This window comes from Puia sp. P3 (genome assembly GCF_050632245.1).
Classification (GTDB): domain Bacteria; phylum Bacteroidota; class Bacteroidia; order Chitinophagales; family Chitinophagaceae; genus Puia.
On record NZ_CP192583.1, the window covers coordinates 2,092,311 to 2,113,051 of the forward strand.

General features: G+C 56.0%; 14 protein-coding genes and 2 pseudogenes. 15 read left to right on the forward strand and 1 reads right to left on the reverse strand.

Translation table 11 applies throughout. From position 1 onward, the window contains the following. The first annotated feature begins 48 nt into the window (after positions 1–48). The 6 genes and pseudogenes from ACQ86N_RS12610 (at position 49) to ACQ86N_RS12635 (ending at position 7,517) form a co-directional block, all read left to right on the forward strand. Entirely contained in the window at positions 49–1,566 is a 1,518-nt protein-coding gene (locus tag ACQ86N_RS12610) for a beta-L-arabinofuranosidase domain-containing protein (protein ID WP_431215459.1), read from the forward strand. A gap of 394 nt (positions 1,567–1,960) precedes the next feature. After that, a pseudogene (locus ACQ86N_RS12615) lies at positions 1,961–2,635 on the forward strand (glycoside hydrolase family 43 protein); the annotation flags it as partial. Positions 2,636–2,712: 77 nt separating this feature from the next. Then, on the forward strand, positions 2,713–2,982 hold the full coding sequence (locus tag ACQ86N_RS12620) for a family 43 glycosylhydrolase (protein ID WP_431217382.1): 270 nt from the start codon (positions 2,713–2,715) through the stop codon (positions 2,980–2,982). Positions 2,983–3,031: 49 nt separating this feature from the next. Further along, positions 3,032–5,475: pseudogene (locus ACQ86N_RS12625) on the forward strand (glutaminase domain-containing protein). Between the two features lie 3 nt (positions 5,476–5,478). Further along, positions 5,479–6,501, forward strand: a complete 1,023-nt coding sequence (locus tag ACQ86N_RS12630) for a 1,4-beta-xylanase (protein ID WP_431215460.1) — start codon at positions 5,479–5,481, stop codon at positions 6,499–6,501. A 35-nt stretch (positions 6,502–6,536) separates the two neighbouring features. Then, entirely contained in the window at positions 6,537–7,517 is a 981-nt protein-coding gene (locus tag ACQ86N_RS12635) for a LacI family DNA-binding transcriptional regulator (protein ID WP_431215461.1), read from the forward strand. A gap of 236 nt (positions 7,518–7,753) precedes the next feature. Here the strand turns inward: ACQ86N_RS12635 and ACQ86N_RS12640 are convergent, their stop codons facing one another. Further along, positions 7,754–7,906: a hypothetical protein gene (locus ACQ86N_RS12640; protein WP_431215462.1), complete on the reverse strand. Its 153-nt coding sequence runs from the start codon at positions 7,904–7,906 to the stop codon at positions 7,754–7,756. Between ACQ86N_RS12640 and ACQ86N_RS12645 the strand changes: the two genes are divergently transcribed. The 9 genes from ACQ86N_RS12645 to ACQ86N_RS12685 all read left to right on the forward strand — a co-directional run bounded on the left by ACQ86N_RS12645 (position 7,905) and on the right by ACQ86N_RS12685 (position 20,741). Then, positions 7,905–10,946 carry a SusC/RagA family TonB-linked outer membrane protein gene (locus ACQ86N_RS12645; protein WP_431215463.1) on the forward strand — a complete coding sequence of 1,014 codons (3,042 nt, stop codon included), beginning with the start codon at positions 7,905–7,907 and terminating at the stop codon, positions 10,944–10,946. The genes ACQ86N_RS12640 and ACQ86N_RS12645 overlap by 2 nt on opposite strands. A gap of 71 nt (positions 10,947–11,017) precedes the next feature. After that, entirely contained in the window at positions 11,018–12,595 is a 1,578-nt protein-coding gene (locus ACQ86N_RS12650; RefSeq protein ID WP_431215464.1) for a SusD/RagB family nutrient-binding outer membrane lipoprotein, read from the forward strand. A 26-nt stretch (positions 12,596–12,621) separates the two neighbouring features. Beyond that, complete coding sequence (locus tag ACQ86N_RS12655) at positions 12,622–12,996, forward strand: hypothetical protein (protein ID WP_431215465.1); 375 nt, start codon at positions 12,622–12,624, stop codon at positions 12,994–12,996. After that, complete coding sequence (locus tag ACQ86N_RS12660) at positions 12,905–13,510, forward strand: family 20 glycosylhydrolase (RefSeq protein WP_431215466.1); 606 nt, start codon at positions 12,905–12,907, stop codon at positions 13,508–13,510. Before ACQ86N_RS12655 ends, ACQ86N_RS12660 begins: the two co-directional genes overlap by 92 nt. A gap of 1,093 nt (positions 13,511–14,603) precedes the next feature. Then, the gene (locus ACQ86N_RS12665; RefSeq protein ID WP_431215467.1) at positions 14,604–15,665 is read left to right on the forward strand and encodes a hypothetical protein; all 1,062 of its coding nucleotides are present in this window, start codon (positions 14,604–14,606) and stop codon (positions 15,663–15,665) included. Between the two features lie 3 nt (positions 15,666–15,668). Next, positions 15,669–17,828: a Gfo/Idh/MocA family oxidoreductase gene (locus ACQ86N_RS12670; protein ID WP_431215468.1), complete on the forward strand. Its 2,160-nt coding sequence runs from the start codon at positions 15,669–15,671 to the stop codon at positions 17,826–17,828. Continuing rightward, positions 17,818–18,054 carry a hypothetical protein gene (locus tag ACQ86N_RS12675; protein WP_431215469.1) on the forward strand — a complete coding sequence of 79 codons (237 nt, stop codon included), beginning with the start codon at positions 17,818–17,820 and terminating at the stop codon, positions 18,052–18,054. Before ACQ86N_RS12670 ends, ACQ86N_RS12675 begins: the two co-directional genes overlap by 11 nt. Positions 18,055–18,064: 10 nt before the next feature. Continuing rightward, positions 18,065–19,417: a DegT/DnrJ/EryC1/StrS family aminotransferase gene (locus ACQ86N_RS12680; protein ID WP_431215470.1), complete on the forward strand. Its 1,353-nt coding sequence runs from the start codon at positions 18,065–18,067 to the stop codon at positions 19,415–19,417. Positions 19,418–19,433: 16 nt separating this feature from the next. Next, the gene (locus ACQ86N_RS12685; protein ID WP_431215471.1) at positions 19,434–20,741 is read left to right on the forward strand and encodes a hypothetical protein; all 1,308 of its coding nucleotides are present in this window, start codon (positions 19,434–19,436) and stop codon (positions 20,739–20,741) included.

Here is a 20,741-nt window from a genome sequence, read left to right on the forward strand (position 1 = left end):
TCAATATTTGAATAAATACTCTGTATTGAAAAAGATAGCGATCTTTTTTTGTTTTTTGGGATGTCGGCAGGTCTGCAGGCACAGGTGAAGAACAGGGCGCCGCTGCTGGAGGGTAAGTTCGTCAAGCTGCCCGTCACGGCATTCAGGCCGGGCGGATGGCTGCGTAAACAGCTGGAGTTGCAGCGCGCGGGACTTACCGGGCACCTGGGAGAGATCAGCGTCTGGCTGGAGAAGAAGGACAATGCCTGGCTGTCGAAGGACGGGAAGGGGAAATACGGATGGGAGGAGTTACCCTACTGGCTGAAAGGCTATGCGAATATCGGCTATATGCTCCGGGATTCGGCCATGATCAGAGAGTCGCTGTTCTGGATCAATACTGTACTGAAGAATCAGCGGGCGGACGGAGATTTTGGTCCGGCCGTTGAGCGCAAGGGTAACAGAGACCTGTGGACGAATATGCCGATGCTATGGTGTCTGCAGTCCTATTATGAATACTCACACGATCCGCGCGTGCTGAAGTTCATGAGCCGGTATTTCAGGTGGGAGCTGTCGATACCGGACGAAAAATTTCTGGAGGACTATTGGGAGAATAGCAGGGGAGGCGACAATATGCTCAGTGTTTACTGGCTATACAATTATACCGGAGAGCCCTGGCTGCTGGACCTGGCCACGAAGATCGACAAAAACACAGCCAACTGGCGTCAGCATAATAATCTACCCAACTGGCATAATGTAAACGTCGCACAGTGTTTCCGGGAGCCCGCGACCTATTATCTGCAGAGCCACAACAAGAATGATCTGGACGCGACGTACAATGATTTTGCTCTGATCAGGAGCATCTATGGACAGGTGCCCGGCGGCATGTTCGGCGCCGACGAGAATGCACGGAAGGGGTATGACGATCCGCGGCAGGCGGTAGAGACCTGTGGCATGGTAGAACAGATGACCTCGGATCAGGTGTTGCTGCAGATGACGGGAGACGCAAAATGGGCGGAGAATTGCGAGGACGTGGCTTTTAATACTTTTCCCGCCGCGTTCATGCCGGACTACCGGAGTCTGCGGTATCTCACTGCCCCCAATATGGTCGTCAGCGACAGCCGGAATCACGCGCCCGGCATCGCCAACGAAGGACCCTTTCTGATGATGAACCCATTCAGCAGCCGGTGCTGTCAGCACAACCATGCGGCCGGATGGGTATATTATGCGGAGAATGCCTGGATGGCGACGCCGGACAACGGACTGGCCGCGCAACTGTATGTGGAAGGAGTGATAACGGCAAAGGCGGGTGGGCAGACGGTATCTGTCGAAGAGAAGACGCACTATCCTTTTGAAGAGAACATCGATCTTACGGTGAAGACGAAGGGCGGGGTGGTGTCTTTTCCGCTATATCTGCGTGTGCCCGGCTGGTGTTCCGGCGCGCGGGTGGAGATAAACGGAAAGCCCGTGGAACCTGCGACTGACGGTGCATACCTGCGGCTTTCGGGCGCACTGGAAGAATGGCGACAGGGTCAGGCTGGTGCTGCCTATGGCGCTGAAGCTGACTACCTGGGACAGGAACAGGAATAGCGTCAGCGTCAGCTATGGACCGCTGGGCTTCAGCCTGAAGATAGACGAAAAATACCAGCAGAAAGACAGCCGGTCTACGGCGCAGGGAGACGCGGGCTGGCAGGCTTCGGCCGATGCGGCGAAGTGGCCGGCGTTCGAGATCCTGCCTGCTTCCGACTGGAATTATGGATTAGTACTCGATCCATCCGGGGATGTCTCAAAGTCGTTTGCGGTGAAGAGGCGGAATTGGCCGGCGGATAACAATCCTTTTACGAATGAAGCCGCGCCCATAGTTCTTGAAGCGAAAGGGCGTAAGATACCGTCATGGACGATCGACCAGTATGGACTTTGCGGGTTATTGCCGCAGAGTCCGATAGCTTCGGCCGAGCCGGTCGCAGACCTTACTCTGGTGCCGATGGGCGGCGCCCGGCTGAGGATCTCCTCCTTTCCGGTGATCGGTGATGTAAGCACGTATACGAATCCGTTGCTCCCTTCCGGTCCCGATCCTTACAGCTGCTACAAGGACGGATACTACTACTATACGCATACGATGGGAAACCGTCTGGACCTCTGGAAGACAAAGGACCTTACGGATCTGCGGCATGCCGAACACAAGACCATCTACACGCCTCCGGCGGGTACGGAATGGTCGCGTGATCTGTGGGCGCCGGAGATCATGTTCCTCGACGGGAAATGGTATGCCTACTATGCCGCGGACGGCGGGAATAATAAGGGTCACCGTCTCTATGTTTTGGAAAATGCTTCTGCCGATCCGATGGCTGGTGACTGGGTATTTAAAGGTAAGATAACCGATGCGACGGACAAGTGGGCGATAGACGGGGACGTCTTCCGGTATAAAGACCGGCTGTATATGGTATGGTCGGGATGGGAAGGCGACGAGAATGGCGAGCAGGACATTTATATCGCGAGGATGAAAGACCCGCTGACCATCGAAAGCGCGAGGGTGAAGATCGGAAGCCCCGAATATGGCTGGGAGAAGTTCGGGGACATAAAGAACCCGAAGAACGATCCTCCCCATATCAATGTCAACGAGGGCCCGCAGGGGCTCGTACACGGCGACGATCTGTTCGTGATCTATTCGGCGAGCGCCTGCTGGACGGATACCTATGCGCTGGGGATGCTGCGCTATACGGGCAAGGGGATATTCTGGACCCCGGGTCGTGGAAGAAGTCGGACAGCGCCGTTTTTAAGCAGTCGCCGGCCAATGGCGTCTATGCGACAGGGCACAATTCCTTTTTTCTTTCACCGGACGGGAAGGAGAACTGGATCCTCTATCACGCGAACAGCAAGCCAGGTCAGGGTTGCGGGAATACGCGGGCGCCAAGGGCGCAGAAATTCACCTGGAATGCGGCGGGTGAGCCGGTCTTTGGCGAACCAGTAAGAGATAATGTACCCCTGCCCATTCCCCCGAAATAGTATACTTACTGTCAATAGAATTGAGAATAACTAAAAACAAAAGATTCGGATGAAAAAAACAAGTATTCTGGCGGCCCTGTTCGGATTGTCCGTCGCGGCGACGGCCCAGGATTTCCGTGCCCCGGCTTATCCTCTCATCACGCACGATCCCTATTTCAGCATCTGGTCGATGACGGATCGTCTTACCGCGTCGCCGACAAAGCACTGGACGGGAACGGACCAGCCTCTGCTGGGAATCGTGAAGGTGGACGGTCTTTTTTACCGCTTTTTAGGGTCGGAAGACGCGGGTTACAGGACGGTATTGCCTGCCGCGGATGAGAAAGTATATGAGATGGCGTATACGGAGTCGGCGCCGGCAACCGGCTGGAACGAAACAGCCTTTAATGACGGCGACTGGAAAAGGGGCAAGGCTCCTTTCAGCGACAACGTAAGTTCGGCCGGTACGGTTTGGAAGTCGAAGGACCTCTGGACGCGGAGGACGTTCACTATCGCGGGCGGCAGGTCGCAGCCTTTGTTCCTGAAGTTGCAGCACGACGACAATGTAGAGGTATATCTCAACGGGACAGCTATCTATCAGCGGAAGGGATGGACAGGAAAGTATGTCTACATTCCGTTGGAGAAGACTGCGCTGAAAATCGGCAGTAATGTGCTGGCTATTCATGTCGCCAATACGGCCGGCGGGGCCTGGCTGGACTTTGGACTCGTGGAGAAAGCGGTTTTGCCGACCGCAGCTGCGGTGACCGAGGCCGATCAGAAAAGCGTCACAGTCGAAGCCACACAGACCAAATATACTTTCACCTGCGGTAAGGTCGACCTGTCGCTGACCTTTACCTCTCCGCTGCTGCCGAACGACCTGGACCAGCTGTCCAGACCCGTGTCGTATGTCGCGACGAGCGTCAGATCCAACGACGGCAAGTCGCATACTGTACAGGTATATTTCGGGGCGTCCACGGATATTGCGGTAAATACTTCCGCACAGCCTGTGAAGGCGGATAAGTATACAGCCGAAGGACTCTCGATCCTGAAATCGGGCAGCGTCGATCAGCCTGTGCTAAAGAAGAAAGGGGATGACCTGCGTATCGACTGGGGCTATATGTATGTCGCGGCGGCGGGTAAGAACATCGTTCAGTCGATCTCTTCGGCTGTGACGCCCGGTACCCTTTTTTCTGGCGGCGCGTCAGGCGCGGCAACTCAGGGAAAGCATCTCTGGCTGAATACCGTTGCGAGTTTGGGATCAGTCGGCGCTTCGCCGAAAGAGCAGGTATTCCTCGTCGGCTACGACGATATCTATGCGATACAATATTTTCACCAGGACCTCCGTGCGTGGTGGAGGGATAAACCGGGCGCCAGCATCGAGAAAGAGCTGTCGGCGGCCTGGTCCTCCTATACGGATGTGATGAAGAAATGCGCGGAATTCAACCAGCGGGTACATAGCGATGCCCTGAAGGCGGGCGACGCGAAATACGCGCAGCTTTGCGAGCTGGCCTATCGCCAGAGCGTAGCCGCGCACAAGCTGCTGAAGAGCCCCGGGGGCGAGATCCTTTTCCTTTCCAAGGAGAATTTCAGCAACGGCTCGATCAATACGGTCGACGTGACCTATCCCTCCGCACCGTTGTTTCTTGCTTATAACCCAGACTTGCTGAAGGGGATGCTTAACGGCATCTTCTACTTCAGCGAGAGCGGCAAATGGGCCAAGCCTTACTCGGCGCACGACCTTGGTACCTACCCTCTGGCCAACGGACAGACCTATGGAGAGGACATGCCCGTCGAAGAGTCCGGTAATATGGTGATCCTTACGGCCGCCATCGGGAAGGTAGAAGGCAATGCGGACTACGCCAAAAAGCACTGGAAGACGCTGAGCACCTGGGCTGGATACCTCGCCAGGGGACGGTTTTGACCCGGCGAACCAGCTGTGTACGGATGATTTTGCCGGGCATCTGGCGCGGAACGCGAATCTTTCCGTAAAGGCGATCGTCGCGCTGGGGGGTTATGCTCAGCTGGCGGCACAACTGGGAGAAAAAGATACGGCGGAAAAGTACCACGCGCTCGCGAAAGATATGGCGATGAAATGGATGGGTATGGCCGCCGACGGGGACCACTATTCGCTGACCTTCGGCGGTAAGGGTACCTGGAGCCAGAAATACAATATGGTATGGGACAAGATCCTCGGGCTTGGGTTGTTCCCGCAGGAGGTATACAACAAGGAGGTCGCTTACTACCTGACGAAGCAGACCAAATATGGTATGCCGCTCGACAGCCGAAAGGGCTACACCAAATCGGACTGGATCATGTGGACGGCCACCCTGGCCGGCAACAGGCAGGATTTCGAGGCGATCGCCGATCCGGTATTTACCTACGCCAGCGAGACGCCGACCCGCGTGCCCCTGAGCGACTGGCACGAGACTTCGGACGCCAGGCAGGTGGGTTTCCAGTGCCCGCAGCGTAGTTGGAGGATATTTCATAAAAGTTTTGGAGGACAAGCTAAAAAGATAGTCTATGAAGAAAATTATGGTCTTAAGCGTACTCGTGACGCTCGCAATAGGAAGCTCGTTTGGCCAGGGAAAAGTCTGGTCTGCGGACAAGGCCAATGCCTGGTATAGCCAGCACAAATGGCTGACGGGCGCGAACTATATACCTGCCAATGCGATCAACCAGCTGGAGATGTGGCAGGCAGCTACTTTCGATCCGGCGACCATCGACAAAGAGCTGGGCTGGGCAGAGGGCATAGGATTCAATACCATGCGCGTGTTCCTGCATTCTCTGGCCTGGAAGCAGGATCCGGATGGTTTCAAGAATCGCGTGGACCAGTTCCTTTCCATTGCCGACAAGCACCATATCCAGCCCCTGTTCGTATTCTTCGACGACTGCTGGAACAAAGAGCCCAAAGTGGGCATACAACCGGCGCCGAAGACAGGCGTGCATAACTCCGGCTGGATGCAGGACCCGGGTCAGCCGGCGTCCACGGATCCTGCGAATTTTCCGGGCCTGGAAAAATACGTGAAGGACGTGCTCACGACCTTTGCGCATGACAGGCGGATCCTGTTGTGGGATCTGTACAACGAGCCGGGCAACAGCGGTAAGAAGGATTCGTCTCTGGCGCTGCTGTCAAAAGTTTTTGAGTGGGCGAGGGCGGTGAACCCCGATCAGCCGGTGAGTGCCGGGCTTTGGGACTGGCAGCTGGAGAAACTGAACGCCTTTCAGCTGAACAATTCTGACGTGATCACCTATCACGACTATGAAGAGCTGCCGATGCACCGCAGGGTGGTCGAGCTGCTGAAGGCGAACGGCAAGCCGCTGATCTGTACGGAATATATGGCCCGTACGCGGAACAGCCGTTTTGCAACGATCCTGCCGATGCTGAAAAAAGAAAATGTAGCGGCTATCAACTGGGGATTTGTGGATGGGAAGACCAATACCATCTATGCCTGGATACGCCGCTGCCGGACGGAAGCCAGCCGATCGAATGGTTCCATGACATCTTCCATAAAGATGGCACGCCCTACCGGCAGGACGAGGTGAACCTGATAAAAAAGTTAAATGGGGTGAACTAACCCATGAGCGGCCATATCACCAAGGTAACTATTCTCGACATCGCGCGGGAGCTGAATATTACTGCGGCAACGGTTTCACGTGCGCTGAATGATCACCCCGGTATACGCGAGTCTACCAAGAAGGCGGTGCGGGAGACCGCGACCCGCCTGAATTACAAGCACAACAAGATCGCCTCCTCTCTGAGGCTGGGCAGGTCCAGCATTATCGGGGTGATCATCCCATCGGCGGAGATCAATTTCTTCGGCTCCGTCGTTCACGGCATCGAGAAGGTGGCTGCCGAAAATAATTATACCGTCCTGATCTATCAGTCGAACGAGCTGTATGAGCACGAGAAGAAGGGCGTCCAGACCTTTCTGCAGTCGAGGGTAGACGGGGTCCTGGCGTCTATCAGCAAAGAAACCATCAATCTGGACCACTACAGCGAGATCCGCAACAGGGGTATCCCGCTCGTTCTTTTCGACAGGACCGACGACAGGCTGGGGGTGGCCTCCGTGGAAGTCGACGACTTTGCCGGCGCCTTTCAGGCCACAAGCCATCTGATCGATGAAGGATGCCGCCGGGTAGCGCATATCGCGGGACAGCAGCACGTGAATATCTTCAACCTCCGGCTGAAAGGCTATGTCGAGGCCCTGAACGTCCATAATATACCACTGAACGACGACCTGATCGTATACGGCAAGGTCAGCATCGAATCGGGCCGCGAATGCATGAATCAGCTGTTGTCCAGGCCGGTGATCCCGGACGCGGTATTTGCGGTGGAAGATTTTACGGCGCTCGGCGCGATACAGGCGATCAAGGCTGCGGGGCTTCGCATTCCCGAAGATATTGCCATTATCGGGTTTGCCAACGAGGCGTTCGGAGAGTATATCACGCCGTCGCTGTCGACGGTCAATCAGCAGACGGTAGTCATGGGAGAAGAGGCGGCGAGGCTGCTTTTCGAGGGTTTGCGCAGGGGGGCTCGCCGCCGCAGAAACTGGTGCTGAAGCCACAGGTTATTTGCAGAGGGTCGAGTAAGCGGAGTGGAGTGTAACGAAACGCGTGCGGCGGTGGTTCACGCGTGTGGCTGCGGCGGTGTGGGTTTGCATGGTGTAAATATAATATTTGCCGGGCGACGCGTCGTCCGGCTTTTTTTGTTAAAAAAGTATACATTTTAAATAGAATTTCGAATTTTTATCTTCGTTCAACTTTTTAGCTTTGGTTACATAAGAAATTTTATCCTCTAAAAAAGACTGATTGCAAACAGATTGCTGGTGATGGCCAGATGGACGTCCTGCGCCATGACGAGCACACGAATGCTTTGTCCGTATGAGAGAAAACTGCTTTTAAAACAAACCAAAACATAACAACTTATGCGTGTTAGAATTTTCTGCATGTTACTCCTTTTTGGGATGATCGGGCGTCTGGCAGCCGCCCCTGCAGAGACCATCCGGGGACGGGTAGTCGACCAGCTGACGGGAAAGCCATTAGCCGGTGTGTCGGTGTCCGTAAAAGGGAAAAAGGGTGGGGTCACGACCAATGAGGACGGCTGGTTTACGATCAATATTCCTTCTTCCAGCGCCGTTCTTCAATTTTCTTCTGTTGGGTATGTTTCCACGGAGCAGTCGGTGACTGCCGGGTCTTCAAATATTACCATTTCGCTGACGCAGGACCAGAAAGGCATGGGCGAGGTCATCGTAACGGCGCTGGGCATCCAGCGGCAGGCCAAATCGCTGACCTATTCGGCCCAGAAGGTCGGCGGGGACCAGGTCAACGAGATCCGGGACGCCAGTTTTGCCAATACGCTGTCGGGAAAGGTGGCCGGTCTGACGGTGACGCCTACCTCCAACGGTCCCGGCGGGGCCACCCGTATCGTACTGCGGGGGAACAGGAGTATCCAGGGAACGAACAATGCCCTGATCGTCGTGGACGGGGTCGCGATCGACAACCAGACGATCTCGGGTGAGGTAAAGGACGAGGCCGGATCGGCCAATTTCGGGCAGAGCGGCAGCGACGGGTTGTCCAATATCAACCCCGACGATATCGAGTCCATGACCGTGCTGAAGGGCGCCGCCGGTGCTGCATTATACGGAAGCCGCGCCGCCAACGGCGTGATCATTATCACGACAAAGAAGGGAAGAACGGGGAAGATGACCGTAAGTTTGAATTCCGGCCTTCAGGCCGACAACGCGTTCAGCATTCCCAAAATGCAGACCGCATACAGCCAGGGCGTCGGCGGTGTATATGGCACCAATGTGCTGACCAGCTGGGGAGCGAAAGCCACCGGGCAGCAGGTCACCGACTGGCGCGGACAAAGCGCGTCGCTGCATACTTATTCCGGAAGCAACGTAAAAGACTTCTACAGGACGGGGGTGACCACCAACAATGCGATCAGCCTGACCTCAGGGTCCGACAAGATCTCGAGCTATCTGTCCTACGCCAATAATAACGTCAACGGGATCGCTCCGGGCAACCGGCTGATGCGGAATACCTTCAACGGCAGATTTGACGTCAATATCTCCGACCGGCTCTCGGCCGATGCCAAGATCACCTATATCGTACAGGATATCTACAACAAGCCGGGTATCGGCAGCGACGGTCTGCTGGCGGCGAACGTATACAGCATTCCTTCGAGCGTGAATCAAAACGACCTGAAGACCTACAAGACCGTGGACGTGGCGGGCGTCGAGACGCCGACCTTCTGGTCTTCCAAGCCCGATCCCGTGATCATGAACCCTTACTGGACGGTGAACAACACGCACCACGACGAGAACAGGTCGCGGCTCATCGGCCTGGTGTCACTGAAGTACAAGCTCACCGACTGGCTGAATATCCAGGGCCGGGCCAGCAGCGACGCCTACAACGAGTTCAATACGCAGAAATACGCCAACAATACGGCCAACTACGCGCGTCAGCCGGGAGGCTATTACGCCGAAGAGAATAACTATGTCTACGAGCGCAACTACGACGTGCTGCTGAACGGCAACAACAATATTACCAGCGACCTGAAGGTGACCTACAATATCGGCAGCAGTCTGCTGGACCGCGGGTCGAGGCACCGGATCACGATCGCGGACGGGCTGGCATTCGTCAACAAATACGACCTCACCTATGGCTCGACGCTGAAGGAGACGGTTTCGACCGTCAAGCGCGAACTGCAGTCGGTGTATGGTACCGCGCAGTTCTCCTATAAAGACTTCCTGTTCCTGGACGCGACGGCCAGAAATGACTGGTCGAGCACGATCCCGGAGCCCTACAGCTATTTCTATCCTTCCGTAGGTCTGACGGCCGTTCTTTCCGAGATGATGAAGATGCCGGATTGGGTGAGCCTGGCGCGGGTGCGTGGTTCGCTGACCAGGGTGGGGAACGATCCCGATCCGTATCTGCTGGCCCAGACCTACCGTTTCATTCCCGGCGGATTTGGCGGATATATTGCCAGCCAGACGAGCGCGGCTATACCGGGTCTGCAGCCCGAGCTGACGACGGCCTTCGAGACGGGCACCGAATGGCGTTTCTTCGCCGACAGACTCGGGATCGACCTTACCTATTACCGGACGAATTCAAAGAACCAGCTGTTGTCCGTGAGCACGGCGGCTTCTTCCGGATTCTCCAGCCAGTATATCAACGCGGGAAATATCCAGAACTCCGGGGTGGAGATCGTACTGACCGCGCAGCCGGTGAAGACGCGCGATTTCGCCTGGCATCTGACACTGAACTATGCGCTGAACAAGAACAGGGTCGTTTCGGTGGCTCCGGGGCTGGCCTATACCTATCTCGGGTCTGCCGACCTCGTCAGGACGGTGCAGCCCAGGGTTGCGGCGGGAGGTTCCTACGGCGATCTGTATGGTGCACGATGGGCGACGCAGAAAGGGCAGCATCTTGTCGGGGCCAATGGTCTGCCGACCTGGTCGACGGACTACCAGAGCGTGGGTAATTTCAATCCCAACTATACCATCGGATTCAGCAATACTTTCACCTGGAAAGGATGGAATCTCGGCGTACTGGTCGACGGCAAGTTCGGCGGGGTGCTGGCTAGCGGTACGGCTGCCGAGCTGGCGTATAACGGCCTGTCCGAAGTCACATCGAAATACCGGGAAGACGCGACGCTGGTATTGCCCGGCATCCATGCCGACGGTTCGGCGAACACGACTGGCGTGAAGGCGGAAGACTTTTGGAAGAGCGTCAGTCAGGGAGCTTCCAGCAATGCCGAGTTCTTTACGTTCGACGCCACCAGCGTAAGGCTGCGCGAGGTATCACTCGGGTACGATTTCAGAAAGCTACCGGCCTTTATCAAGTCGGCCAAACTGAGTTTTGTAGCGCGGAACCTGCTCTTCCTTTACAGAGGCAAGTCGATCCTCGATCTGCCGGGCATCGGAAAGCGCAAGCTGGATATCGATCCCGAGGCCAGCTACGGCAACAGCAATTTCCAGGGGTAGAGAATTACAGTCTGCCTACTACGAGAAGCCTTGGTCTGAACCTGAAACTTTCATTCTAAAAATCGTCGACAATGAATAGGACAATCAATCAATATATCCGTGCGGGCGTTTCCCTTCTTGCCCTTACCGCCGGGCTCAACGGCTGTACGAAGAAATATGCGGAGATGAACACCAATCCTTCGGCCATATCCGCGATCACGGCGGCGCAGTATCCGCAGATGTTTGCGTACGCGCAGCAGTCCGTGACCCTGAGCCCCGACAATTTCGAGATCGGGGAAGGCGCGGTCGCCGATGTATATTCACAGTATTTTGGTCAGATCGCCGGTTTCAATACGGACCGGTATGGCATCCAGCAGACCTGGCTGCCCGCCGCCTGGAACCCGGCCTATGTATCCGCGGCGCCTCAGCTGCTGACCATCATGGCGGGTACCGACAAGAATTCCGCAATGAATGCCGTCGCCAATATCTGGTGGGTCTGGACCTTTCACCGGATAACCGACTATTTCGGGCCGGTGCCTTACAGCCAGGCGGGCAGCGGGGTGCGCTATCCGAAGTACGACAGACAGGACTCGATCTATTTTGATTTCTTCAAGCGCCTGGACGCGGCCGTGACCGTGCTCAACAGCCACAAGGGCGAGAAACCGTTCGGGACCTTCGACCTCGTCTACAACAAGCAAAGCGACCCGGTATCGGCCTGGATCAAATTCGCCAATACCCTGCGTCTTCGCCTCGCCATGCGCATCTCGGCTGTCAATTCCGCGCTGGCCAAAACACAGGCCGAGGCTGCGGTCGCCGCCGGAGTAATGACCGATGTCGGCACCGACGCCTATATGCAGAAGACCAACGCAACCTATAACGAAGAGAACGCCCTGTCCGTCATCTCGGGATGGGAGGACGTCGGTATGAGCGCCACGATGGCGTCTATCCAGAAAGGCTACAATGACCCCCGTATGCCGATCTTCTGGCAGCCGGCGACCCAGTCCGGCGCCTTCAACGGTCTGCGGAACGGGCTTAGCGACGCGGAGAAAGGAAATATCGACGCCAACTCTTCCGTCAACGTATCACATACGGGTACCCGCTGGTGTACCTATTCCGCGGGCAACTGGAGAGCGGTCTATACGACCCCTCAGGACCTGATGCACGCCGCCGAGGCCTATTTCCTCCGGGCGGAAGGAGCCCTGAACGGCTGGAATATGGGAGACAATGCTCAGAATTTATATGAAACGGGGATTAAGACGTCCATGGCGCAGTGGGGTATTACGGACGCCACGGTCATCAACACCTATGTAAAGAACGTGGCTACTCCGGTAGCGCCCGGCGACGGGATGAATTCCGCCCCGGTCAACAACTATCCGGTGTTGTGGAGCAGCGATCCGACGATGCAGCGGGCGCAGGTGGCACAGCAGAAATGGCTGGCGCTCTGGCCCGACGGGATGGAAGGCTGGGCGGAGTACCGGAGGACAGACCTGCCGAAGCTCTACCCCGTACTGCACAGCGACAATGCGGACGTACCGGTGGGTACGACCATCAAGCGGATGCCTTTCCTGCAGGCGGAGAAACTCGTCAATGCCGATCAGGTAGCAGCGGCGGTGACCCTGCTCGGAGGGCCGGACAATGCGGCGACAAGGCTATGGTGGGATGTGCAATAATTAAAGGCTATATTTAAAGAAAAAGAATGGTGAAGGCAAGTCTGGCAGTAGTTCTCATAATGCTGACGGCAACGGTGGGGGCGCAACCGGCGCTCCTGCCGGAGCCGCGGCACATACAGGTGGGGAAGGGAAGTCTGGCGCTGTCACGACTGAAGGTGGTGGTGCCGGCGGGAGTTGGCGACGAGCTGGGATTTGCCCTTCGGCAACTGAAGGACGTTGTTGGCGTTGGCGGAGACGTGCCGTTCAACTATGTGTTGGAAGGGAAGGGGGATAAAGAGTTTTATCAACTCTCGGTGAAGGACTTCAGGGGTGAAGATAGTGGCCCACAGCGCGGCCGGGCTTTTTTATGCGGTGCAGACCCTGCGGCAACTGGGCCCGGTGTCGCCGGAACTGGAGATTGAAGACCAGCCGGCGCTGGCATACAGAGGGGTGATGATGGATTTTGCGCACGGGTCGCTGTTGAAGATCGGCGAGATCAAAAGGCAGATCGACTTTTTGGCCATGTGGAAGGTCAACCAGTACTATTTCTACAACGAGGTGAGCATGGAAATGAAAGGGTATGAGTCGCTGAATATCGGGGCGGCCTATACGCAGCAGGAGGTAAAGGAAATTATCGACTACGGTCGGTTACGGCAGATGGACGTGGTGCCCTTCGTCGCATTTTACGGGCATTTGCACGACCTGCTGAAACGGGAGAAGTATGCTTCGATGGGGATCGGAAAATACGGAGAGGAGTTGGATCCACGAAACCCCAGTGGTACAGCAGACGCTGAAGGAATGGATCGGGCAGTATGCGCGGCTGTTCAAAAGCCCCTTTGTACACGTAGGATTCGACGAGACCTGGGAGACAAATCGTATCTCGAAGGAGGTCGACAGCACCGTGCATTCGGAACAACTGTGGCTGCAACACCTTGACTTTGTACAAAAGGAGTGGAAGAAATACGGTAAGACTGTACTGGCATGGACAGACATGAACAATTATTATCCGGACATTATGTCCAGGTTTCCCAGGGAGGCGATCCCGGTGATCTGGGAATATTCTCCGGATACGGCTGCGATCAATCACTATCTGGCGCCGGTACTGAAAGAGGGGCGTTCGTTCTTTATACAAAATGCGGTATCGGGCTGGGGACATGTCTATCCCTCTGCCGGCTATACCTACGACAATATGGACCTGACGCTGAAGGCGGGTATGGAACACGGGACGATGGGATATATCACTTCCGTGTGGACAGATGCAGCGGAGCCGCTGATCCGGCCGTCCTGGCCATTTATGGCTTACGGCTGTATCGGGGCCTGGCAGGGAAAGGCTGGTGAAAGGGAGCATTTTATGGATCGTTATTGCAGGACCGTCTATCCGCGGATGACGGATGAGATGAAGACGGCGCTGGATTCGCTGGCGGCGTCGACCGGGACGCTGACGCAGGTATTGGGAAAGAACACGTCCAATCTGCCGGGCGGAACGATCATCGAAAGTTGGTCGAACCCTTTTTCAGCTTATTACCTTGGTAACTCGCGGCAGCATCTGGCGGAGTTGAAGGCGGTGCGCCGGCAGAGCGAGGAGGCCGAAGCGCAGCTCGTGCTGGCGCTGGGAAAGGCGGGGCATGAGGACTCTTCCTTTATCCGCAGCCTGCTCGTGTCGGCACAGCTGGTACACTATACGGCAAGCCGGTTCCTCTGGGCGGTCGTGATCTGCGACCGGTGGAACGAGGCGATGCTCGGGAAGAAGAAAAATGATTTTGTCTATTACGATATCGGCTATATCTGTCACGGTTATATACAGGACATGATGGATGAAGGGGGCGAAGCTGAAGGATGCCTACGCGGCGGCCTGGCTTTCCGAGAGTCAGCCCTACCGGCTGAATACAATGCTGGGGCGCTGGAATGTGGAGTACGGCCTGTGGCAAAAGCTGCTGCTGAAGATGCTGGACTACCGGATCCAACACGACCCGTCCTATGTTGCAACGTCGTCTTTTGAAGAGATCTTTAATCCAAATTTCTAATCGCTATGGAAATCGTTTTTCCGATAGATGGGGATATGCTGCACGCCCGGGACGGCGCCGTGGAAGACGGCAGGCTGCGGGTGCAGGTAGTAGTAAACGCGGAGGCAGGCAGTTCTGTCAGGATCGGAGGGGTCAGGGCCCTTGAGGAGGAGGGATGTTATCTGGCGGGCGTAGTTCTTAGCGGATACGACAATACCATTCTGGTCAGGAACGAGACGACGGGAGAGGAGAAAAGGGTACGCGTATACTGGCTGCCCAATTTTGCGAACGGCTATCGCCTTTCGATAGACGACAATATCTGGTTTCTCCGCGATATCCACGAGAATGAAAAAGTATACAACAGCATTTTCGACAATTCCTATCTGGCCTTTTTGCGGGGCGTTCATGACGTCTACGGGACGAAAATTCATATCAACCTTTTTTATGAGACAGACGGGTTCAACCTGTCGCAGCTGACGGATCGGTTTGCCGCCGAATGGAAGGCGCAGTCGTCGTGGCTGAGACTTTCCTTTCATGCGCTGGGTGAATTCCCCGACAAGCCCTATCAGCAGGCCGACTATGTCACCGTGAAAAGGGATGGCCAGCTGGTGATGAACGAGATCAGGCGTTTTGCAGGTCCCCAACTGATGGGGCCGGTGACGACGCTGCACTGGGGAGAGGCGACCATCGAAGGGTCGCGGGCGCTGCGTGACCTGGGGTACAAGGGGCAACTGGGATATTTCAACGTGGACGACGAACTTCCGGCCGTTTCTTATTATTTGGACGTACAGCAGCGGCGGCATATAAAGAAAAGATTTGTCTGGAAGGATAACCAAGAAGATATCGTCTTCATCCGCAGCAGTATCGTGATCGACAAAACGGGACTTGCAGATATCCGGCCGCACCTCGACGCATACCGGGAGAAGGGAGGCCTTCCGCCCTATGTCGACCTGCTGGTGCACGAGCAGTACTACTATCCTTTTTATTTCAATTACCAGCCCGATTTCAGAGAGAGGATACTGACGGCGGTAGGCTGGGCCGCGAACAACGGGTACGAACCAAGATTTTTAGAAGAATGTATTTTTTAAGATATGGGAAACAGCAGAAGAAATTTTTTACAGAAGACGGCGCTGGGCATGGGGGCGTATTTCCTGCCGGCCTACGCCAGTAATGCGGAGGACCTCGACAGGATCCACGAACAGGCGCAGCGGCTGCCGACGGGTCCGCGATTCAATATGAGCGGGTATGCTGCGCCTAAACTGGACGTGGTGCGCGTCGGTTTTATCGGGATCGGCAACAGGGGTTTTGGAGCGGTCGAGCGGATGACGCGTATCGAAGGCGTAAAGATAAATGCCCTCTGTGACCTCCGGCCCGGGCAGGTGGAGAAGGCGAGGCAGCTGGTGGCTTCCTCCGGCCATAAGCCGGCGCTGTATTCGGGCGGACCGGAGGTCTGGAAGAAGCTGGCGGAAAGAGACGACCTGGATCTGGTCTATATACTGACACCCTGGGCCTTTCATACGCCGATGGCGGTGTTTTCCATGGAACACGGGAAACACGTCTGCGTCGAAGTGCCCGCGGCCAAAACCATCGAAGAAGCCTGGATGCTGGTGAATACCTCCGAGCGGACCAGAAAGCACTGCATGATGGTCGAGAACTGTTGTTATGATGCTTCTGAGCTGCTGACACTGAGCATGGCGCGCCAGGGATTCTTCGGCGAGATCGTCCACTGCGAGGGCGGGTATATCCACAACCTGCAGGAGCTGATGTTCTCCAAAGAACATTTCTATCAGATGTGGGAGTTGGAAGAGGCTTCGCGGCGGGTAGGGAATCTTTATCCGACGCACGGGCTGGGGCCTTTGTGTCAGCTGCTGAACATCAACCGGGGGGACAGGATGGACTATCTGGTGTCGATGTCGTCTAACGATTTTGTCACTGGACCACTGGCGAAGAAGCTGGCCGCAGGCGATTCCTTTTATACGCCGTATGCGGGCCGGAAATACAACGGCACGATGAATACGAGTACGATCCGCACGTCGAAGGGAAAGACGATCCTGGTCCAGTTCGACGTCAGCTCGCCAAGGCCCTATTCGAGGATACAGCTGGTCAGCGGGACCAGCGGGGCGGGGTTGAAGTATCCGGAGCCGGCGCGCTATGCGACGGGGCACGAGTGGCTGAAGCCCGAGGAATACAAAGCGCTGGAAGAAAAATATATGCCGCCCCTGCTGAAAAAGATCGGTGGTCTGGCAAAGGGCATCGGCGATCATGGCGGGATGGACTTTATTATGGACTGGAGGACCATCGACTGTCTGCGCAACGGGCTGCCGCTGGATCAGAACGTCTATGACGCGGCGCTTTGGAGCTCGGTGGCGCCGTTGAGCGTGTGGTCGGTGGCAAATCAAAGTAATTCGATAACCGTTCCCGATTTCACGGGTGGCAACTGGAAAACCAACGCGCCAGTGGATATATCGATGGAGAAAGGCGGGACGACGAAAGTGCTCGGCGCGGGCAGCAGCGCTGCTCTGGGGGGCGTTGTGGCGGACAGCGGGAAGCGCGTGGGGATCATCGGCCTGGACACCTCGCACAGTACGGCTTTTACCGAAGCACTGAATGGCACCATGCCGGACCCGGCGTTTGAAGGCTATAAGATCGTGGCGGCATATCCCCGCGGAAGTAAGGACATCCGGAGCAGTACCGAGCGGATACCGGCCTATACCGAAGAGGTAAAGAAGCACGGGGTCGAGATCGTGGGATCGATAGCGGAACTCCTCCGGAAGGTGGACGTGGTATTGCTCGAGACCAACGACGGACGGCCGCATCTCGAACAGGCGCTGGAAGTCATAAAGGCGGGGAAGCCGTTGTTCGTGGACAAGCCGGTCGCGGGTACGCTGGCGGAGGCAGTGGCCGTGTATGCCGCGGCACGGAAGCATAAAGTGCCTGTCTTTTCAGCCAGTTCGTTGCGATATATGAATGGGATGACGGAAATAAGGGCCGGTTTGACGGTAGGAAGGGTGCTGGGAGCGGATGCATTCAGTCCTGCCCCTCTGGAACCTCACCATCCGGACTTTTTCTGGTACGGGATCCACGGAGTGGGAGACGCTGATAACGGTGATGGGCATTGGCTGTTCGTGGGTTTCGCGGGTGAGCACCGAGGGTACAGACGTAGTGACGGGTGTTTGGACCGACGGAAGGGTCGGGACTTTCCGCGGGACCCGGACCGGAGAGCACGAGTATGGCGGGACGGTGTTTGGTGAGAAGGGCGTCGTAAGAGTAGGGCCGTATTCGGGTTATGAGGCCCTGCTGCGCGAGATCGCGAAATTCTTTAACAGCGGTGTTTCGCCGGTCAGCGAGGAAGAGACGCTCAGCGTCTACGCCTTTATGGAGGCGGCGGACGAGAGCAAGCGGAAAGGCGGCGCAAGGGTAGAGCTGCAGGCCGTGCTGGATAAGGCCGTGAAGGAGGCAGAGGGGATCAAATTTTAAATAAAGGAACATGAAAAATAAAAATTTTGGCCGTAGGGACTTTATCAGGACGACAGGGCTTGCTGCCGCAGGTGCGATGCTTGGGCCGGGGACGCTCAGGGCCGGTGTTCGGTCGCAGCTGCCGGCTGTGCTGGGTGGGACACCGGTGAGGACAAAAGAATGGCCGGCCTGGCCGATATGGAACAGAGAGACTGACGAGCCGCTGGTGGTGGATGATCTGCGAAGCGGCATCTGGTCGAGGGCGTCGCTGGTGACGCGGTTCGAAAAAGAGTGGGGAGATTTTGTGGGCACGAAAAGGTGTTTGAGTGTGGTGAATGGCACCAATGCGCTGATCACGTCATTGCTTCAGCTGGGCATCGGCGGAGGGGACGAGGTGATCGTGCCTCCGTATACTTTTATCGCTACGGTGGCGGCGGTACTGGCGACGGGCGCCATGCCGGTCTTTGTGGACACGGATCCGGCGACATGGCAGATCGACGCGAACAAGATCGAAGCGAAGATAACTTCGAAGACGAGGGCGATAGTACCCGTGCATATCCTGGGCCTGCCCGCGGATATGGTGAAGATCATGGCCATCGCGAAAAAGCACGGACTGGTGGTCATCGAGGATGCCTGTCAGGCACACGGGGCGGAGATCGGCGGACGAAAAGTGGGGAGTTTTGGAGACGCGGGCTGCTTTAGTTTTCAAAACTCGAAGAACCTTGCGATCGGTGAGGGAGGAGCGATAACGAGCAATGACGACGCCTTTATGGATAAATGCTATTCCTATCACAACTACGGGAATCCCTATGGTTCGGTGGTGGGCCAGGTCAATGCGGGTACGCTGATAGCGGGGAACAAGCTGCGGTTGACCGAGTATCAGGCGGCGATCGGCATCGGCCAGCTGAAGCGGCTGGGCGCTGAGACCGAATTACGGAATGCCAATGCGGCTTATCTCCGCGAACGGATCGGCAAAATACCCGGCGTGACCCCATACACATTTTCGCCTGGTGTGACGAAGGCGGCATTCCACCTATTCCCTTTCCGGTATGACGCTAAAGGGTTTAAAGGGCTGCCTCGGGCGGCATTCCTGAAAGCGCTGAATGCGGAAGGGATTCCTTGCTCCGAGGGCTATGCTCCGCTGAACAAGATGCCCTACCTGCAGAACGCCTTCCAGTCCAAGAACTATAAGAAAATGTATACTGCGGCGGAGCTGGACATCAATGCCTTTAATAAAAGGAATAATTGCCCGCTGAACGACAAACTCTGCAACGAAGAGGCGGTATGGTTCTATCAGTCCATGCTGCTGGGGACAAGGGCGGATATGGATGATATAGTCGATGCGATCCAAAAGATTCACGATAACGCGGATAAAATAAAATAATGAAATTTTTTTGACAATGGCTGTTCTGACAACAGCGGTAGCGGGTTTGGCGCAGGGCCATGCGACATTAAAAGCAAAGACATTCAATTCCGGATTTTCGATTGCTCACGATACCTACAACGCCATCGACGTGGCGAGCGACGGGAATGTATACTATGTGCTGAGCTCGCAGTCCATCGATACGGGCGGGCAGATGTATTCTTTTAATCCGCGGACGGGTAAGATAAAGCACTGCGGCGACCTGACGGAAGCCTGCGGGGAGAAGGGTTTGAAGACGATCTCGCAGGGGAAGAGCCATGTGCATTTTGTGGAATCGAAGGGGAAGTTATATTTCGGGACGCACGTAGGATATTACAGCATGGTGGATGGAATGGAGAAGATGGGGATACCGCCTGCCGGTTATAAAGAATATCCGGGCGGACATATTCTGTCCTATGACCTGAAGACGGGGAAATTCGAGGACCTGGCGCTCGCGCCGCACAAGGAGGGTATTCTCACGCTGAATATGGATACCGTTCGCGGTCTGATCTATTGTATCAGCTGGCCGACGGGATATGTATTCCGGTATGACCTGGCGAACAAGCAGCTGACCGAGATCGGTCCGCTGTCCGGTGAGGGGGAGAACGGGGCGGGTAAGAATTTCAGGACGCTGTGCCGGTCACTGGCGATCGATCCGGGCGACGGGTCGGTATATGCAACCAGTTCCGAAGGAACGATCTTTAGGCTCAGGCCCGGGGCCGACAGGCTGGAAGCATTGCAGGAGGATATGAAAAAAGACTATTTTGGGCTATATGATCCGACTTCGGCCGGGCATATGGGATATAACTGGCGGCAGACCGTATGGTATCCCGGCGATAAAACCATATACGGAGTACACGGGAATTCCGGGTACCTGTTTCAGTTCGATCCGCGTGCGCAGCGGGTGAACGTGATCGACCGGATCACCTCACGGCCATCGAAGCGCAGTGGGATGTTTGACGAGTTTAGCTACGGCTATCTGGGATTTACTTTGGGGCCGGACAAGCATACCCTGTATTATCTGACCGGCGGGCCCGTTTATGTCGACGGGCACATTGTGAAAGGGAAGAGCAGCACGGCGATGGGGGAAGCGAAAGGGTTGGAGGACCTACACCTTGTGACTTACAATATTGCCACCGGTAAATATATGGACCACGGCGCGATCTTTTATGGAGACGGCGCCCGGCCTCTTTATGTAAATTCGATAGCGGTGGCGAAGGACGGAACAGTCTATACGCTGGCGCGGATCACAGAGAATGGAAAGACCCGAACGGACCTGGTGCAGGTGGCGCCGGTAAAACTATAA

Coding starts and splice junctions, on each gene's coding strand:
- ACQ86N_RS12630 (WP_431215460.1), top strand. CDS start 5,479: ATGAAGAAAATTATGGTCTTAAGCGTACTCGTGACGCTCGCAATAGGA.
- ACQ86N_RS12635 (WP_431215461.1), top strand. CDS start 6,537: ATGAGCGGCCATATCACCAAGGTAACTATTCTCGACATCGCGCGGGAG.
- ACQ86N_RS12645 (WP_431215463.1), top strand. CDS start 7,905: ATGTTACTCCTTTTTGGGATGATCGGGCGTCTGGCAGCCGCCCCTGCA.
- ACQ86N_RS12640 (WP_431215462.1), bottom strand. CDS start 7,906: ATGCAGAAAATTCTAACACGCATAAGTTGTTATGTTTTGGTTTGTTTT.
- ACQ86N_RS12650 (WP_431215464.1), top strand. CDS start 11,018: ATGAATAGGACAATCAATCAATATATCCGTGCGGGCGTTTCCCTTCTT.
- ACQ86N_RS12655 (WP_431215465.1), top strand. CDS start 12,622: ATGGTGAAGGCAAGTCTGGCAGTAGTTCTCATAATGCTGACGGCAACG.
- ACQ86N_RS12665 (WP_431215467.1), top strand. CDS start 14,604: ATGGAAATCGTTTTTCCGATAGATGGGGATATGCTGCACGCCCGGGAC.
- ACQ86N_RS12670 (WP_431215468.1), top strand. CDS start 15,669: ATGGGAAACAGCAGAAGAAATTTTTTACAGAAGACGGCGCTGGGCATG.
- ACQ86N_RS12680 (WP_431215470.1), top strand. CDS start 18,065: ATGAAAAATAAAAATTTTGGCCGTAGGGACTTTATCAGGACGACAGGG.
- ACQ86N_RS12685 (WP_431215471.1), top strand. CDS start 19,434: ATGGCTGTTCTGACAACAGCGGTAGCGGGTTTGGCGCAGGGCCATGCG.